Genomic DNA, 13703 nt, shown 5'->3' with positions numbered 1-13703 from the left:
AGAATGAAAAGAAAAGACTTATGGCTTCTTCATTTTTCGACACTTTTCTTCTTCTTGGGATATATCCTAGTGGCACCTCTAATTTCTCCCCTTGCCATAACGTTTGGTGCTAGTCCATTCTTAGTTGGCTTCGTAGCTTCAGTGTCTTCAATATTCGCCTTTGTACTAAAGCCCGTGGGAGGTATCTTGGGAGACAAGGGGAAAAGTTTCGAGGTAATGATGATAGGGACGATTCTTGGTGCTGTTGCAGGGGGATTCTATCTCCTCTCATTCTTCATGCGAAGTTTGACTATTTTTGCCATAGGGAGAGCGGTTCATGGTGCTGCATCGGCGTTTTTCTTTCCCTCCTCTCTCTCAACAGCCATAAACCTAGCCCCTAAAGGAAGAGTCGGGGAGACTTTGGGGTGGAGAGAAACTATGTTCTCTCTGAGCCAGCTCATTGGTCCAGCTGTAGGAGGACTAGTTGCAGATTACTTCGGATTTCATTCAGCTTTTGTTCTTGCAATCTTGTTTTCTTTAGTGGGCTTCCTATTTGTCTCAAATGCATATAGGGAAGTTAGGGCCAAGATACCGGTCAAAGAAAGCGAAGAAAAGAAGGGTTCTTACAGGGATTTGGTTAACCTCTCTTTCGTTGGTGCTTCGATTTCGCTGTTCTTTATGGTCTTCGCCTATAGTGGTATGTACACGTTTCTTCCAGCATACTATAAGATCCTTGGATTGGGCACGAGTATCTTTGGAATATACGCGAGTATCATGGGTGGTTTTAGCCTTCTCACAAGGGTTTTTGGTGGGAGGGAAGCGGATAAAAGGGGGCCAATTCCAGTAGCTTCTTCTGGATTGCTCCTAATAACATCTGCTTATGTTGCCTTGTTCCTCTACCTCTTGCCTCCCGAAGCATATCTAAGCGCTGTTATTCTGGGAATGGGATTCGGGTTAGCCGTTCCCTCTCTTCAAATGCTGGCTTTAGCTAATCTTCCAAAGAATATAAGGGGAATAGGTTCGAGTGTCTATACAATGTTTTTTGATTTGGGCTACCTTTCTGGACCTTTGGCCCTTGGTTATCTGGCGGAAATTGAGGGGTATGAGGGGATATTCCTTTTCCTCCCTATGCTAACATTTTTATCTCTGTCTAACCTCATATTGCTCAAGATGCTGGGGAGGAAAAGACCATGAAAATAAGGGCTTCATACGGAACTGCAGTTGTCTTGGGACTTAAGAAGGGAAAAATGTTTGCAAAGCCCACAACGGCGTATTTTATGACCTATTATGAGGGGAGATGCCTGAACAATTGTGCCTTTTGTGTTCAGGCTAGAGAGAGCAGGGCAGATGTAGAAAAGCTTTCGAGAATAACTTGGCCTGCATTTGAGTTGGATGAAGTTGTGGAAAAATTAAAAAGTTCAAAATTTGCGAGAATATGTCTGCAAACTATAGATTATCCGAATTTAAGGGAAGACGTCTTAAAGATTCTAAAAGCTTTTTACCCATTGGGTCTTCCAGTTTCTCTCTCGATAACTCCTGTTGACAAAAAGTCTCTTAGAGATTTTCAAAAGCTTGGAGTGGACTATATTGGTGTAGGGATAGATGCGGCAAGTGAGAGGGTGTATAACAAGGTGAAAGATTCCATGTACTCCTGGGAGGATATGTGGCGGTTTGTTGAGGAGGTTATTGATGTTTTTGGCAAGGGGAAGGCATTTGTCCATCTAATCTTTGGATTGGGCGAGAGCGAAGAGGAGTTTTTACAAGCAGTTCAAAGAGTGTATGATTCAAAGGCTAAGGTTTCAATTTTTGCATTTACCCCAATTAAAGGGACTATACTAGAAAACAAGGCCCCTCCAGACCCAAATAGGTACAGGTTGATGCAAATTGGGGTTTATTTAATTGAAAACAAGATCGCAAGGGTCGAAGAGTTTAAGTTTGAGAGTGGAATGCTAGTAGATTTCGGTCTTTCCAAAGAGGAGCTCCTGAAGGTTCTCGACGAGAGTGCATTCATGACTCACGGCTGCCCCGGATGTAATCGACCCTATTACAACGAGAAGCCTAGTAAAGAGCCCTATAACTTTCCGGTAAGGCCTGAAAAGAGACAGTTTGAAAGATTATTGAATAGGCTATTCAATGAGTGATTCTATAATCCCCTTGAGTCTTTCTGAGCCTATATCTTTGGCCAAAAGCTGTGCTTTTTTAGCATTTCCTTTTGTAAGTGCATCTAATGCCAGTACAAAGGTGTGAAGGTTTCTGTTAGTGGATGTTTGAGGGAGCAAAATCTCCAGTCTACCCTTGAGCAGATCGAATTTATTATTCTTCTTGATTATTGCGAGAACGTTTTTTAGTCTCTCAACTCCGAGTGAAAACATCTCTTCATCTGAAGCATTCAGAAGTGCTCTAATTGAGCATTTTACAGCACCGCTGTAGTTGCCCTCTTCAATAAAAGCCTCGACCAATCCAAAACAGGCTTCAAAATAAATCCACGGATAAGAGCCCTTTGAGAGGTGCATGACCTCGTCGAATTTCTTTTTTGCAACTTCAATCTTTCGTTCGTTTAATGCCCTTTGGGCCTCCTTCAAGAGAGTTGCAATGACTTCTTCTTTCTTTTTCATTGTTTACGCCTCTTTTAAGCTCTTTTTAAAGGCATCCTCAAATTCCTTCCAGACTTCATTCCAATCTTTTTCTACCCGCCATTTTCGTTTAAACGAGTTTAGGAGCACCCTTAAATCCCTTTCCAGATAATACTTGGCATCGGGGAAAGCCGTTGTTAAGTATTGGGGCCAGTCTATTATTAGTATATCCCCATCCTTTTTAAGAACTATGTTGTAAAGGCTCATATCAGAATGAATTATCCCAAACTCGACTATCTTTTTGTACTCTTCCAGAACTTTGTCTAATATTTCTGATGCCTCATCTTTTGTCAAATCGGTGTCTGCAAGCTCTACAAGCTCAATCCCTTCTATAAATTCCATAACAATCGCATGCCTGTTCCATGCAAGGGGTTTTGGAACTTTGGCTATTGGGCTCAAGAGTTGAAGAGCCTCATACTCTCTTTGGGCAACGAGTCTTGAAATGTAGAGCCATGATATATGCCTTTTATCGATAAAATCAGGCCTATAGAGCTTTATCCTTGTGAAGCTTGTTCTTCCTATCCGATTAAATTTAACAGCTACTTTCTCTTCATTTGGAGTTATCCCGACATAAACATCTGCCTCTTTCCCTACCCCAATTTGTGTTTGGCTTATTGCCTTAATTATCCCCTTTTGAGCAAATGCCCTTATTGCCAAGGCATCGTATCCATGTATTGTGAGCTGGTAGCCTATGTAGCCTATATCACTTCTTCTCCTCACGAGTCCCCAATTGTCGAGTTTCCCTAGGCGATAGGAGGCAGTTTCAATATCCACTCGGGAAAATTTTGCTATTACCTCGAGGGGCACCCACTCATAATGGCGCATATTAAGCTCTACCCCTCTGAGTACCCTAAAATCGAGATCCTTAAGATTTGGATATACTTCGAGTGCAAGAAGTTTACTTACCATGGCTCTCACTCAGCCCTACATCATCTCCTTTTTATATTTAACTCTTCGATAATTTTTTAAACGTTCAGCCTCTCACCTCAAAATATGCAGAGAAAACTTCTCTTACTGCTCTCTCTTGGGTGGATATTCAACTATGCCCACCGAATGGCTATCCCTCCCCTTATCCCACTAATCAAAGAAGAGTTAGCTATAACAAACGCTCAGGCTGGGCTTCTAATGACATCCCTTCTTCTTCCCTACGCCTTGATTCAAGTTCCAGCTGGTTATTTTGGGGACAAACTCGGAAGAAAAAAGCTTGTAGTTATCAGCATTGTTGGTTATTCGTTAGCAAGCTCCTTGATTATTTTCGCCCGGCAATACTGGCATCTTATTGCCATTAGAGCCCTCTATGGGGTTTTTGCTGGTCTCTACTACGCTCCAGCAACTGCCCTTATAAGCGAGATTTACAGGGAGAAAAAAGGTTCCGCATTGGGTGTTTTTATGGTTGGGCCTCCAATAGGAAGCGCCATTGCTCCAGCAATTGTTATTCCAATAGCATTAGCCTTAGAGTGGAGGTATTCGTTTTTAGTTCTCTCGCTTATGAGCTTAACAGTTGGACTAGCCCTTATGCTGATAATCAAGGGAGAAGTAAAGCAAGTTGAACGGCCAAAGTTTACGGTGCCTAAGGAGGTGTTCAGCTTAAGTGTTATGAACTTCATAGTACTAGCAGCCTTTTTTGGAATGCTGACTTTTCTTCCAGATTTCTTTGTAAACAAAGGCAGAAGTGTAGAAGAAGCTTCCTTTTACTTCTCTCTCCTCTCGATAGTGGGGATTTTTGGCTCTATTGCTGGAGGAGGTGTGTATGATAGGATTAGAGAAACTAGTCTCTTCTCTGTTCTCGCTCTAAATGCTTTCTTGTCTTTTCTGTTGGTGAAAACGGCATATCCTCTGCTGGTTTTGTTATTGGGATTGTTTTTCTACTCCGTTGGTCCGATAGTTACCGCTTATACAAGTGAACATGCAAGTGAGGAAAACCTTGGCACAGTAATGGGTTTTGTGAACATGATGGGGTTTTTGGGAGCAACCGCTGGCCCGTATTTTATAGGCCTTTTGATCGATACTGCAGGTTATGAAATAGCGTTTTATTTAATTTCGGGGATGTATTTAGGGGGTTTGCTAACCCTGCTATTTGGGAGAACTGCTCCAGTTTTTAAAGTGAAAAATGGAGGAAAATAGGATTAAAGCATCTTCCCGACGCTTTCGAATGCTTCTGTTGAAATCCTTTCCCTTGCTATCTTCTCCGCAGTCCTCCTTCTAACCCTATCTTCGACTTCCTCCGGCTTTCCAAAGAATATTGCTTCAGCAGGGCACATCTCCTTGCATGCTGGCTCCATGCCGAGCTCACGTCTGTCCGCACACATGTCGCATTTTGTGATCGCTTTAACCTTGACATCAAAGCTCGGCACTCCAAACGGACATACTGCGAGACACATAAAGCATCCAATACACTTGTGGGGATCTATTATCACTGCACCATCATGGTCTCTGAATATCGCCCCTGCAGGGCAGATCTCTATACAAGGAGCTTTCTCACAGTGGCGGCAGTTTATGGGGATTGGAAGACCGCTCATGGTGTAGTAAATCCTTATGTTGGGCTTCCCATGGTGGAGGAACTCGCAAACGCTCTGGCAGGTCTCGCACCCAATGCAGAGACTGTAGTCAACATGGAGCATTCTTCTCATTCTTTCACCCCCATAAGCCAGTGGTGCATGCTTTCTGCAGCTAAGAGGCCATCTAAAACAGCCCTTCCAACTTTTGAGGGTCCAGTGACAACGTCTCCTGCAGCGAACACTCCCTCTATGCTAGTCATGTGTCTTGCATCAACTATTATCCTCCCCTTGTTATCTACAGCTATGTTTGCTCCCTTTGGAGGTGTTGGGCTTTGCCCCACTGCAAATATCACGTAGTCAACATCAATCTGGAAGTTTGACCCTTCAACTGGCACCGGTTTTCTCCTCCCGCTCTCGTCAGGCTCGCTGAGCCTGCACTTTTGAAGTTCAATCGCTTTAACTTTGCCACTCTCTCCAATAATGCGAACTGGTACTGTCAGCTCAAGCCACTTGACACCCCGCTTTTTTAGGAGGTTTATCTCATAGGCCCCTGCAGGCGCTTCTCTTATTGTCCTTCTGTAGCTCATGTAAACCTTCTCAGCACCAAGAAGGAGGCTCTCCATCGCCGCGTCAACTGCGGTATGACCTGCTCCGATAACCATTACTCTTTTCCCTTCCACTGGGGGCACATTGTCCCAGCTCAGATGACCGAGTTTGGCGCTCTTTATTTTGAAGAGGTATCCCAAAGCAGGGAAAACTCCTGCAAGCTCAGCACCCTCGATATGTGGGATTACTGAATTCCAGGTTCCGGTTGAGATTAGAATTGCGTCGTATTTTTCAACGAGCTCGTCAAATTTCACTACGTTAGTAACGAAGTCATCTCCCTCCTCGGTCTCTTCTCCAAAGCTCACTTTGGTGTTCGGGTAAAATTTGACTTCGAACACGTTTTCGAGTTCTTTATATCCTTCCCTGACGCGGTAGATTGGAATTCTAAACTCGGGAATGCCAAAGAGCATCAGCCCTCCAGGCTCTGGGAGTTTATCGTAAACATGAACTTCGTGGCCGTGGCAGACCAAGTAGCCCGTGGCACTGAGTCCAGCGGGCCCTGCGCCGATTATACAAATTTTTCTGCCAGTTGGGTGGGGCTTTTCTCTACATAGGAACGCAAATCTCATTCCATTCATTCTATCACCTCCTTAATCAGCATTTTGTCAAGGTTTTTGAGCGTTGGAAGGACTCCTTTCATCTCTAATAACTTCGGAAGATGGTGTGAGAGGAAGTCCTCGGGGTCATACAAAACACGAAAGTCGTCCATATCCCCAAACACTTCAGGATGGAGGGTGTCGATTGAGTCCGAAAGCCACAGCATTACATCGTAACCCTTCTCAGCAAGGGGTTCGAAAATGCTTTCAGCTGCATCGGCCAGCAGTTCGACCTTGTCCCCTCTCTGAGTATTACCAGCAGGGTATCCCTTACTTGGGCAACCGCAAGTAGATTGTCTCCGTAGTGCCTTTTCAGGAGTTCAAGGGGCATCTCACTTCCCTCCTAGGACATTTATGGCCGCCTGTATGTATCCATCAACGTCAAGGGCTTGCACTGTAGCAGGATCAATTACTTTTTCGATTATCAGCGGCGAGAGGATTCCAATCGCAAGGCACAGCACGGCGAGCAACAGTAGCACTGCCACCATGCTCTTGGGTTCTTTCACCTCGGTGTTGTTCTCTGTCTTCTTGATCCAGAGCCAGTAGAGCATCTTCATGTAGCTCACGAGGGCAAAGACGCTTGAGAGCACAAGGACAACTACCAGGGCCACGCTCTTCTCCAGGTAGGCATAGTAGAGCACGAGCTTGCTGAAGAACACGTTGGTCGGTGGAAGGCCGACGAGGGATATCGTCGCTATGGCGAGGCTTACCGTGGTTAGAGGCATCCTCTTGCCGAGTCCAGCGAGATCTTGGAGTTTTCTGCTCCCAGCTTCGTGAATGAAAATGCCAACGGCAAGGAAGAGGAGCGCCTTACCCAGTGAGTGATTGAGCATGTGAAAGATCATCGCCTTGGTTCCGATTTCGGTCCTCAGACCGACCGCCATTGCGAGATACCCCATGTGGAGGATTGTTGAGTAGGCGACGATCCTCTTGACGTCGTCGTGTGCAGTCATTGCTAAGGAAGCCAGCAGTGCCGATACCGCCCCAAGTCCTATCATTATCGTCGAAACAACGTTCACAGCGTTTTCGAATTCTGAAATTCCCGTGAACAGCCATGTGAACCTTGCCAGGCCGTAAATTCCTGCATTAACTACAAGGCCACTCAGGACTGCCGATATTGGGGATGGTGCCGAGGAGTGTGCCCCCGGAAGCCAGAAGTGGTTGGGCACGATTGCCGATTTTATAGTAAATGCCCACGTTATGAGTGCCATTGCGAGGGCGAACGTCATCAGGAAGTTGCCAGCAACCTCAGACACCGGAAACGGGTAGCCTCTTGCCTTCGCTGCAAGATCTGCAAAGTTCACCGTGCCGAAGCCGTAGTAGAGCAGGCCAAGCGCCAAGAAATAAAAGGTCGTTCCGATGGAGCTTATGATGGCGTACCTAACACCGGAGTATGCTGGGTAGCCTTCCTCCGTGTAGAACATCACAAGCCCATAAGCAGCGACTGCTGTGACCTCGAGCATTACGAAGAGGTTGAACGCGTCTCCGGTGAGGAATATTCCTAGGAGCCCAGCCTCAAGCCCGAGGTAGAGTGTGTAGTACCACTCGACGCCAGTCTCGCGCTCAAGGTACCTGATCGAGTAGAACGTTATGATGAACATAAGGAATGACGTTGTGAGTGCGAACAGTGCCCCAAACTTGTCTACCTCATATATTATGCCTATCGGGGCATTCCACCCACCGAAGGTGTAGATCAGCGGCTTTTCTGAGGAGTACGCTGTCCTGAAGACGTCAAGGCTCAACACGAACGTTAACCCCGTTACTATAATAGCATAGGCATTGACGAACTTCCTGTTGCCCTTAAGTACTTGGGATAATACAGGGAGCGCAAACGCAAACGCCATTGGAATCGTGGGGAGTATCAGTGTGTTCATCTGGATCACCTCTCAAAAATCCTCTTTGCGTGTTTTTCGAAATCCTCAAGGATTTCTTTCCTGGCCTCATCCGGGTCTCTCGTCTTCACGTTTATCCAGTTGACGTAGGCGTATTTCTCGTCCATGTACACCGTCACGGTTCCTGGCGTGTTCGTTATTGAGTTGGCGACCAGAAACCTAGCGTATTCGTCCTTCACTGTAATGGGGACCTTAATAATACCTGGGTTTGTATCTCCGGTGATCACCCGCTTTATGACATCCAAGTGAGCCTTGAGCTCGATTATAGTGATATACTTGATGAAGTAAACTATCATGGCCACCCATCTTGCCGGGTTGAGAGCTTTCTTGGGGTTTTTCACCAGGTATTTGCCGAAGAGTAGGCCTGCGACTAGGGCTGTTACTGCCCCTGTTGCAATGTCGTATGGTGTGGCCGAGCCCGTTATTACGATGTAAAGCACGAACGCAAGCAACGTCACCGGCAGGAACCTCATTCTTCCCACCTCGAAAGCTTTCTAACGTCCACAGTGCCGTACTTCCTCTGGATGTGGATTGCACCATAGGCCATAAGTACGGTTATTGCGAGCCCAATGACTATTGCTGTAATGGTGAGGGCCTGTGGAAGCGGATCTACTGCCCCCTTAACGAGCTCCTCAACGCCCTTCTGCGAGTAGTCCGTGAGTACTGGTGGAAGGGGTCTTTTGACGTCACGGTACCCAAGAAGTATGACCGCCACGTTGATGATGTCGGAGAATATGCCCAGACAGATTATCTTCTTCACTAGGTTTGGTCTCACCGCTACACCGTACAGAGAGATTATGATAATCGCGACTATGCTGCTCACTATCAACGCGAAGGCAAACATCATGCTTCGTTCCCCCCTTCTGGGTTTGAAAGGAGCAAGAATATTATTGTGAACCCTGCTCCGACTGCTAAGAACTCCGCCATGTTGAAGAGGAACAGGCTTCCGCTGATAAGCATTCCGTAAAGCTCTCTCGGATACACCGGTAGGTTTTGCATGAAGTATCCACCCACAAGGAGGGGGAAAAACGCGACGATGGCTATTGTGAGGAGGCCTATTGTTCTTATGACAAGGGCCCTCTCCTTGGTGAGCCCTGCCTTTTCAAGGGCCTTCTTAGAGAACGCAACTATCACCAGAAGGGGCACCACAGCGAGCATTGAACCGCCTTGGAAGCCTCCTCCAGGCGTTATGTGACCGTGGAACATGGTCGTGGCGGCCGCTATGAACGTGATTAAGCCCACTATCTTCACTCCGGTTCTTGTGATGCTAGTCAGGCCGTGGGGATGGAAGCTCACGCTGGGCATGTTCCTGAAGATTGATACTGCACCGATTATTGCCATGAACAGCACGGCGGTCTCAAAGTATGTGTCAAGCCCTCTGTAATCCCAGAGGATCGCGGTCACAACTTCAGGTGAACCGGCAGAGTATTCCCCGAAGTAGCTGTTTCTAAGGTAAAACTCACCAAGTGGGTTTAGCTCCGTCTTGGGGGCCAGATGTGGGGAGATGTAATATGCCCCAGCCATGACCGCGAGCAGGATGATGGAGAGTGTTATGAACTTCCTCACTTCAGACCACCTCATGTCTTGTCGTTTTACTTACCACGAACACCATAAGGCCTGTGGAGAGCCCCACAGATATCGCAACGTACGCAAGGATTACGTCGGGAGCCATCAGAACGTACAGCGTCAGCAGTATGAGTCCCCCGAAGACGCCAGAATAAGCGATGGCCTTCAGCAGGTCTGTCTCTGTGACTATGAGGTAGCTGAGGGCCACTGCGCACAAGAGGAAAATTGCCGCCAGCTCAAACATCTTTCTCCCCCCTGAACTCATCAAGCTCCATCTCCACTATCTTGGCTTTGCTCGCGGCGTATGCAAGTGCATGGCTTCCCACGGGGGTCGTGACCAGGACAAGGAGCGCCGCAAGTACCGAGATTCCGACAACGGGCCACAGGCCCTGCTCCGCTGCTATAAACGCAACTCCGAGGAGCGGGTAGAACTTTCCTCCGACGGTGCCCACGGTCGCGGCGTGCAGTCTAAGGTAGAACGTGTTAAACCTGTGCATTCCTATCGCACCGAGGAGGTCACAGACTGCTCCTATAGCGAGGAGTATAAGCCCGATGACTGTGAGTATCAAGTTCCCACCTCCCCTCTCGTGAGGTACTTGGCTGCGAACACGTCTAGGATAAACGCCCAGAGCACCAAGAACAGAGCTCCGACTGCCAAAAACGAGTTCTTGTAGTAGATCGACAGAAGCAACGCTATCAGCGCGACATCGAGGGACACACAGTCCGCGGCGAGGATTGAGTCTACCACGGTTGGTCCCCTGAGCAGTCTGATGAAATAGAGCACACCTGAGAGCCCGTAAACCGCAAACAGCACGTAAATTGCCGTCTCAATCATCTAAAGACCCTCCTCACGGCTATGAGACCCTTTTCTATCTCGGGAAGCAGTCTGGCTATCGTCTCCTTATCCTCCTCCGGGTAGGCATCTATATCTGTCACACCCTTTTCGACCAGCTTTGCACTCCTCTCGCTAACCTCTCCGACGATTTCCTCGGTTGAAAAGTTGGACTCGAAGTGATCGAGCACCCGTGCGACGTCATTTTTGAACTCTAAGTACTCTCCTTTTCTGACTAAGTATGTCTTCATACACCCTCACCACCTCTAGGTAGTAATCATAGAGCTTATCTAGCCCATACTTGAGCCGACTGTCCTTCTCTTTGAGTTTCTCTTCTTCGACAAGCCTTTTGAGAGCCTCCGGCGTCTCTGCAACGTCCACGAGACGCATGAACCTCTCAAGGAGCCTGTAGCCGTCAAAGTAGCCGAGCTCCTTTCTGATCCTGGCTTTGAGGATTACCTCAACCCATGCCTTGAACTGGGTACGCGGGAGGGTGAACTCTTCCTCTGTGTAGTGGCGCGGGGAGAGCTTCCTCTCGGCAACCCCGAGCAGGAGTGCAAGCCCGTAGAGTATCTCCTCCGGCCTTGGCGGGCACCCCGGAATATACACGTCCACAGGTAGGAACTCAGAAGTTCCTCCTGCCCTCGGGTACTCCAGTCCGAGCCTTTCGGACTCCCGCCTCACGGCGTAACTGTTGTAGAAGATTCCGCCGCTACAGGCACAGGTGCCTATGGCGATGACTATCCTCGGCTTGGGGGGCATTGCCTCGTAGGCCCTCTTAGCGGAGTAGTATGACTGCCTCGTTAGAGGTCCGGTGACCAGTAAGGCGTGAGCGTGTCTAGGAGTTGAGACGAGCTTGACACCAAGCCTTTCGACGTCGTAGTAGGGGGTGAGGACGTCGAGTATCTCTATGTCGCACCCGTTGCACGCCCCGGTGTTGAGGTGAAAGACCCAAACGGATCTGAGCTTCATTCTCTCATCTCCTCCTCGAACTTTGTGGCGTTAACAACTGTTAGGAGCCTTTTACATTTCCTGCAGAGCGGGAGCTTCTCTCTCACCCTGTCGAACTCAACGATGCCTGGGGGTATCATTGAGAGGACTTTCTGGAGCTGTCTCTCGGTGTAGTCGGTGTACTTTCCACAGCCCCTGCACTTTGCGAGCCTCAGCTCTATTACCTCCACGTGAGAGCTTCTGTCGTCGCTCGCCGCTTCGAACTCCTGCGTTAGTCTTATAGCCCCGGTTGGACAGACCTCCTCACACCTCGCGCACCTTATGCACCTGCCGATGTCGAGTACTATCTTTCTCGTCCCCTTCTCGTAGTCGTCTATCTTGATCAGCGCGTCAGGGGGACATGCGTTCACACATGCGCCGCATCCCACGCACAGGCGGGGGTCTATCTCCGGGATTCCCCTGTACTCAGGCGGAGCCTGCTCCGGCTCGAAGGGATAGTACTTTGTCACGGGCATGTCCCTATCCCTCCGCCCAGTGAGATTACCTTTGTCTTTCCTGACTTCACGTCAACGACCTGAACCCTCTCGGTACATGAGTAGCAGGGGTCTATCGAGGCTACTATCAGCGGAGCATCGGCTATTGTGTAGCCCCTCAGCATGTCCGGAACCGCCTGGAGGTTGTTGTACGTCGGCGCCTTCACCCTCCACCTATAGATTCTGTTAACCTCTCCGGTCATTACGTAGTGGGTATTCTCGCCTCTTGGGGCTTCAACGGCTGATATACCCTCCCTCCAGCTTGGGATTTCATTGAACTCCCCCATCACGGGCCCGCCCGGAATAGCATCGATGGCCTGCTCCAACAGGGAGATGCTCTCCCTCACTTCGTCAATCCTCACGAGTGCCCTCGCCAGGACGTCTCCCTCCTTGTAGACTGGGACGTCAAAGCTCAACTCATCGTACGCCGCGTACGAGAGGCTCTTTCTTGTGTCGTAATCAATTCCAGAAGCCCTCGCCAGTGGACCAGCGGTATCCCACTCCCTTGCTTTTTCCTTCGGGAGCACACCGATGCCCTCGCATCTCCTTACGAAGCTCTTAGTTGATATGAGCATGTCAACGAACTCGTCGAAGTCTTTCTTCAGGTTCTTAAGCGTCTCAAGAATCAGGGACTTCCTGTAGTCCAGGAGATCCCTTCTAACTCCTCCAACGAGAACAAGACCGTACGTCTTCCTGTTGCCGGTGAGCCTCTCAGCGAGCTCCATGACCTTCTCTCTAATCTCCCACGAGCGCATAAATGCTGTATCAAAGCCGGTCAAATGAGCCGCAATGCCCAGCCAGAGGAGATGGGAGTGCAGTCTCTCGATCTCGAGGAGTATCGTTCTGATGTATCTCGCCCTGTCCGGTACTTCAATTCTACCCGCTTCTTCGACTGCTTGGGCGTACGCTACGGAGTGAGCGAATCCGCATATACCGCATATCCTCTCCGCGATGAATACTATCTGGTTGTAGTTCAGTCTTCCCCTTGCGAGCTTTTCTATGCCTCTATGGGAGTAGAAGCCGCGATAGTCCACGTCAACGATTTCCTCACCCTTCACAAAGAGCCTGAAGTGCGCCGGCTCGTCCAGTGCAACGTGGTACGGCCCCATCGGGTGCACCGTAGAATCTTTGGGCGGCTCCCTGTAGGAATAGCCCCTCGTTCCAGCTGGGGAATGGTAGTACTGAAAGTCTTCCCTCAGCGGGTAAACTCCCTCTGGCCAGTCGTCAGGAAGTATCAGCCTTCTTGGGTCTGGAAGCCCCTCCGCCTTAAGGCCCAGCAGGTCTTGGACTTCCCTCTCGAACCATATTGCTCCCTTGTGGAAAGCCCCCACGCTGGGGAAGTAAGGCTCGTCTTCGGGGACGTAGAGCCTTATCCCGATGACTTCGTTATCCTTCCAGTCAAGGAACCAGTAGGTCACACTGAATGCCTCTTCGGTGTTCCTCTCGTCCATTCCGACCATTGTGAAGAGTCTTGTGTTCGGCCTGCTGAGGATGTAGTTGATTATGTTGGGAAAGTCCTCTCTCCTTACCATTAGCGTGTAAAGCACTTTGTTCTTTGCAATGACCTTTTTCTCAAGCGTCATACCAAATTTTTCTTCAAACTCTCTTATCATAGTC

General features: G+C 48.7%; 20 protein-coding genes. 3 read left to right on the top strand and 17 right to left on the bottom strand.

Annotated elements, in window-relative coordinates:
* Nucleotides 1–3 precede the first annotated feature (3 nt).
* Together OCC_RS03365 and OCC_RS03360 are read left to right on the top strand one after the other, a co-directional pair.
* On the top strand, nt 4–1173 hold the full coding sequence (locus OCC_RS03365; RefSeq protein ID WP_004068416.1) for an MFS transporter: 1170 nt from the start codon (nt 4–6) through the stop codon (nt 1171–1173).
* Nucleotides 1170–2120 carry a radical SAM protein gene (locus OCC_RS03360; protein WP_004068415.1) on the top strand — a complete coding sequence of 317 codons (951 nt, stop codon included), beginning with the start codon at nt 1170–1172 and terminating at the stop codon, nt 2118–2120. The genes OCC_RS03365 and OCC_RS03360 overlap by 4 nt, the downstream gene beginning before the upstream one ends.
* Here OCC_RS03360 and OCC_RS03355 read toward each other — a convergent pair.
* Together OCC_RS03355 and OCC_RS03350 are read right to left on the bottom strand one after the other, a co-directional pair.
* The gene (locus OCC_RS03355) at nt 2106–2594 is read right to left on the bottom strand and encodes a hypothetical protein (RefSeq protein ID WP_004068413.1); all 489 of its coding nucleotides are present in this window, start codon (nt 2592–2594) and stop codon (nt 2106–2108) included. The two genes, OCC_RS03360 and OCC_RS03355, sit on opposite strands and share 15 nt — an antisense overlap.
* 3 nt (nt 2595–2597) lie before the next feature.
* Nucleotides 2598–3521 carry a serine/threonine-protein kinase RIO2 gene (locus OCC_RS03350; RefSeq protein ID WP_004068401.1) on the bottom strand — a complete coding sequence of 308 codons (924 nt, stop codon included), beginning with the start codon at nt 3519–3521 and terminating at the stop codon, nt 2598–2600.
* Between the two features lie 84 nt (nt 3522–3605).
* Between OCC_RS03350 and OCC_RS03345 the strand changes: the two genes are divergently transcribed.
* A complete protein-coding gene (locus OCC_RS03345) occupies nt 3606–4736 on the top strand; it encodes an MFS transporter (RefSeq protein ID WP_048874613.1) in 1131 nt (376 codons plus the stop codon).
* Nucleotides 4737–4738: 2 nt separating this feature from the next.
* On the opposite strand, the gene OCC_RS03340 is transcribed toward OCC_RS03345, so the two are convergent.
* Genes OCC_RS03340 through OCC_RS03275 form a run of 15 tightly spaced genes read right to left on the bottom strand, consistent with a single transcriptional unit; the run spans nt 4739 to nt 13699 of the window.
* Nucleotides 4739–5242 carry a 4Fe-4S dicluster domain-containing protein gene (locus OCC_RS03340; protein WP_004068397.1) on the bottom strand — a complete coding sequence of 168 codons (504 nt, stop codon included), beginning with the start codon at nt 5240–5242 and terminating at the stop codon, nt 4739–4741.
* Nucleotides 5239–6294: an FAD-dependent oxidoreductase gene (locus OCC_RS03335; RefSeq protein ID WP_004068395.1), complete on the bottom strand. Its 1056-nt coding sequence runs from the start codon at nt 6292–6294 to the stop codon at nt 5239–5241. Before OCC_RS03335 ends, OCC_RS03340 begins: the two co-directional genes overlap by 4 nt.
* The gene (locus OCC_RS03330; RefSeq protein WP_004068392.1) at nt 6291–6479 is read right to left on the bottom strand and encodes a hypothetical protein; all 189 of its coding nucleotides are present in this window, start codon (nt 6477–6479) and stop codon (nt 6291–6293) included. Before OCC_RS03330 ends, OCC_RS03335 begins: the two co-directional genes overlap by 4 nt.
* Nucleotides 6479–6643, bottom strand: coding sequence for a hypothetical protein (locus OCC_RS12570; protein ID WP_020953631.1), 165 nt, complete (start codon nt 6641–6643; stop codon nt 6479–6481). The genes OCC_RS03330 and OCC_RS12570 overlap by 1 nt, the downstream gene beginning before the upstream one ends.
* Before the next feature lies 1 nt (nt 6644).
* Nucleotides 6645–8186, bottom strand: coding sequence for a proton-conducting transporter transmembrane domain-containing protein (locus OCC_RS03325; RefSeq protein ID WP_004068390.1), 1542 nt, complete (start codon nt 8184–8186; stop codon nt 6645–6647).
* Between the two features lie 5 nt (nt 8187–8191).
* The gene (locus tag OCC_RS03320) at nt 8192–8677 is read right to left on the bottom strand and encodes a Na+/H+ antiporter subunit E (RefSeq protein WP_004068387.1); all 486 of its coding nucleotides are present in this window, start codon (nt 8675–8677) and stop codon (nt 8192–8194) included.
* The gene (locus OCC_RS03315; RefSeq protein WP_004068385.1) at nt 8674–9051 is read right to left on the bottom strand and encodes a Na+/H+ antiporter subunit C; all 378 of its coding nucleotides are present in this window, start codon (nt 9049–9051) and stop codon (nt 8674–8676) included. Before OCC_RS03315 ends, OCC_RS03320 begins: the two co-directional genes overlap by 4 nt.
* Nucleotides 9048–9770 carry an MnhB domain-containing protein gene (locus tag OCC_RS03310; protein WP_004068384.1) on the bottom strand — a complete coding sequence of 241 codons (723 nt, stop codon included), beginning with the start codon at nt 9768–9770 and terminating at the stop codon, nt 9048–9050. The genes OCC_RS03315 and OCC_RS03310 overlap by 4 nt, the downstream gene beginning before the upstream one ends.
* A 1-nt stretch (nt 9771) precedes the next feature.
* Nucleotides 9772–10014: a Na(+)/H(+) antiporter subunit B gene (locus tag OCC_RS03305; RefSeq protein ID WP_004068381.1), complete on the bottom strand. Its 243-nt coding sequence runs from the start codon at nt 10012–10014 to the stop codon at nt 9772–9774.
* Nucleotides 10007–10339 carry a monovalent cation/H(+) antiporter subunit G gene (mnhG, locus tag OCC_RS03300; protein ID WP_004068379.1) on the bottom strand — a complete coding sequence of 111 codons (333 nt, stop codon included), beginning with the start codon at nt 10337–10339 and terminating at the stop codon, nt 10007–10009. Before mnhG ends, OCC_RS03305 begins: the two co-directional genes overlap by 8 nt.
* Complete coding sequence (locus OCC_RS03295) at nt 10336–10605, bottom strand: monovalent cation/H+ antiporter complex subunit F (RefSeq protein WP_004068377.1); 270 nt, start codon at nt 10603–10605, stop codon at nt 10336–10338. Before OCC_RS03295 ends, mnhG begins: the two co-directional genes overlap by 4 nt.
* The gene (locus OCC_RS03290; RefSeq protein ID WP_004068376.1) at nt 10602–10853 is read right to left on the bottom strand and encodes a hypothetical protein; all 252 of its coding nucleotides are present in this window, start codon (nt 10851–10853) and stop codon (nt 10602–10604) included. The genes OCC_RS03295 and OCC_RS03290 overlap by 4 nt, the downstream gene beginning before the upstream one ends.
* Complete coding sequence (locus OCC_RS03285) at nt 10804–11574, bottom strand: NADH-quinone oxidoreductase subunit B family protein (RefSeq protein ID WP_004068375.1); 771 nt, start codon at nt 11572–11574, stop codon at nt 10804–10806. Before OCC_RS03285 ends, OCC_RS03290 begins: the two co-directional genes overlap by 50 nt.
* Nucleotides 11571–12068, bottom strand: a complete 498-nt coding sequence (locus OCC_RS03280; protein WP_004068374.1) for a 4Fe-4S dicluster domain-containing protein — start codon at nt 12066–12068, stop codon at nt 11571–11573. Before OCC_RS03280 ends, OCC_RS03285 begins: the two co-directional genes overlap by 4 nt.
* Entirely contained in the window at nt 12059–13699 is a 1641-nt protein-coding gene (locus OCC_RS03275) for a hydrogenase large subunit (protein WP_004068373.1), read from the bottom strand. Before OCC_RS03275 ends, OCC_RS03280 begins: the two co-directional genes overlap by 10 nt.
* Between the last annotated feature and the right edge of the window lie 4 nt (nt 13700–13703).

Source organism: Thermococcus litoralis DSM 5473 (genome assembly GCF_000246985.2).
Taxonomy (GTDB): domain Archaea; phylum Methanobacteriota_B; class Thermococci; order Thermococcales; family Thermococcaceae; genus Thermococcus_A; species Thermococcus_A litoralis.
The sequence above is the reverse complement of the archived record's forward strand: the minus strand, read 5'-3'. Positions and strand labels throughout refer to the sequence as shown.

What these genes read in the sequence shown, in the direction of transcription:
- OCC_RS03365 (WP_004068416.1), top strand. Translation starts at nt 4, where the DNA reads ATGAAAAGAAAAGACTTATGGCTTCTTCATTTTTCGACACTTTTCTTC.
- OCC_RS03295 (WP_004068377.1), bottom strand. Translation starts at nt 10,605, where the DNA reads ATGATTGAGACGGCAATTTACGTGCTGTTTGCGGTTTACGGGCTCTCA.
- OCC_RS03335 (WP_004068395.1), bottom strand. Translation starts at nt 6,294, where the DNA reads ATGAATGGAATGAGATTTGCGTTCCTATGTAGAGAAAAGCCCCACCCA.
- OCC_RS03280 (WP_004068374.1), bottom strand. Translation starts at nt 12,068, where the DNA reads ATGCCCGTGACAAAGTACTATCCCTTCGAGCCGGAGCAGGCTCCGCCT.
- OCC_RS12570 (WP_020953631.1), bottom strand. Translation starts at nt 6,643, where the DNA reads ATGCCCCTTGAACTCCTGAAAAGGCACTACGGAGACAATCTACTTGCG.
- OCC_RS03360 (WP_004068415.1), top strand. Translation starts at nt 1,170, where the DNA reads ATGAAAATAAGGGCTTCATACGGAACTGCAGTTGTCTTGGGACTTAAG.
- OCC_RS03345 (WP_048874613.1), top strand. Translation starts at nt 3,606, where the DNA reads ATGCAGAGAAAACTTCTCTTACTGCTCTCTCTTGGGTGGATATTCAAC.
- OCC_RS03320 (WP_004068387.1), bottom strand. Translation starts at nt 8,677, where the DNA reads ATGAGGTTCCTGCCGGTGACGTTGCTTGCGTTCGTGCTTTACATCGTA.
- OCC_RS03290 (WP_004068376.1), bottom strand. Translation starts at nt 10,853, where the DNA reads ATGAAGACATACTTAGTCAGAAAAGGAGAGTACTTAGAGTTCAAAAAT.
- OCC_RS03315 (WP_004068385.1), bottom strand. Translation starts at nt 9,051, where the DNA reads ATGATGTTTGCCTTCGCGTTGATAGTGAGCAGCATAGTCGCGATTATC.
- OCC_RS03340 (WP_004068397.1), bottom strand. Translation starts at nt 5,242, where the DNA reads ATGAGAAGAATGCTCCATGTTGACTACAGTCTCTGCATTGGGTGCGAG.
- OCC_RS03325 (WP_004068390.1), bottom strand. Translation starts at nt 8,186, where the DNA reads ATGAACACACTGATACTCCCCACGATTCCAATGGCGTTTGCGTTTGCG.
- OCC_RS03330 (WP_004068392.1), bottom strand. Translation starts at nt 6,479, where the DNA reads ATGCTGTGGCTTTCGGACTCAATCGACACCCTCCATCCTGAAGTGTTT.
- OCC_RS03355 (WP_004068413.1), bottom strand. Translation starts at nt 2,594, where the DNA reads ATGAAAAAGAAAGAAGAAGTCATTGCAACTCTCTTGAAGGAGGCCCAA.
- OCC_RS03285 (WP_004068375.1), bottom strand. Translation starts at nt 11,574, where the DNA reads ATGAAGCTCAGATCCGTTTGGGTCTTTCACCTCAACACCGGGGCGTGC.
- OCC_RS03305 (WP_004068381.1), bottom strand. Translation starts at nt 10,014, where the DNA reads ATGTTTGAGCTGGCGGCAATTTTCCTCTTGTGCGCAGTGGCCCTCAGC.
- OCC_RS03275 (WP_004068373.1), bottom strand. Translation starts at nt 13,699, where the DNA reads ATGATAAGAGAGTTTGAAGAAAAATTTGGTATGACGCTTGAGAAAAAG.
- OCC_RS03350 (WP_004068401.1), bottom strand. Translation starts at nt 3,521, where the DNA reads ATGGTAAGTAAACTTCTTGCACTCGAAGTATATCCAAATCTTAAGGAT.